The organism is Pseudobutyrivibrio sp. AR14 (assembly GCF_900101325.1).
Classification (GTDB): Bacteria; Bacillota; Clostridia; order Lachnospirales; family Lachnospiraceae; genus Pseudobutyrivibrio.
Map to the genome: position 1 here is coordinate 1 of NZ_FMUY01000046.1, position 1041 is coordinate 1041.

Here is a 1041-nt window from a genome sequence, read left to right on the forward strand (position 1 = left end):
ACATAACGTATGGAAGGGAACCCGGTGAACTGAAACATCTAAGTAGCCGGAGGAAGAGAAAGAAAAATCGATTTCCAAAGTAGCGGCGAGCGAAATGGAAAGAGGGCAAACCGAGATGCGTGCATTTCGGGGTTCGGACCGCATAATTGATTCAAGAGTTTTAGCAGAATGGTTTTGGGAAAGCCAGCCAAAGAGAGTGAAAGCCTCGTAAGCGAAAAGACGATTGACATGGCGGTATCCAGAGTAGGACGAGACACGTGAAACCTTGTCTGAACGCGCGGGGACCACCCCGTAACCCTAAATACTTCTTAGTGACCGATAGCGCATAGTACTGTGAAGGAAAGGTGAAAAGAACCCCGGGAGGGGAGTGAAAGAGAACCTGAAACCCTGTGTTTACAAGCTGTCGAACCTCTTTATATGAGGAACGGCGTACTTTTTGTAGAACGGTCCGGCGAGTTACGATTACTGGCAAGGTTAAGCACTAAAGGTGTGGAGCCGAAGGGATACCAAGTCTGAATAGGGCGATTAGTCAGTGATTGTAGACCCGAAACCGGGTGACCTATCCATGTCCAGGCTGAAGTTTCCGTAAAAGGAAATGGAGGGCCGAAGCCACATCCGTTGAAAAGGGTGGGCATGAGGTGTGGATAGCGGAGAAATTCCAATCGAACCCGGAGATAGCTGGTTCTCCTCGAAATAGCTTTAGGGCTAGCCTCGTATTAGACTACTGGAGGTAGAGCACTGAATTCTTAAGGGGGCGTCAAAGCTTACCAAGAGATATCAAACTCCGAATGCCAGATAGCCGATGTACGGGAGTCAGACTATACGAGATAAGTTGGATAGTCAAAAGGGAAACAGCCCAGACCTACAGCTAAGGTCCCAAAGTGTGTGTTAAGTGGTAAAGGATGTGGGATTTCATAGACAACTAGGATGTTGGCTCAGAAGCAGCCATACATTCAAAGAGTGCGTAACAGCTCACTAGTCGAGAGGTCCTGCGCCGAAAATGTCCGGGGCTAAAACACAACACCGAAGCTTAGGATTCAT

General features: G+C 48.3%; 1 rRNA gene. It reads left to right on the forward strand.

The features are described 5' to 3' along the window. Positions 1 to 1041 (forward strand): 23S ribosomal RNA (locus tag BLP50_RS14200); the annotation flags it as partial.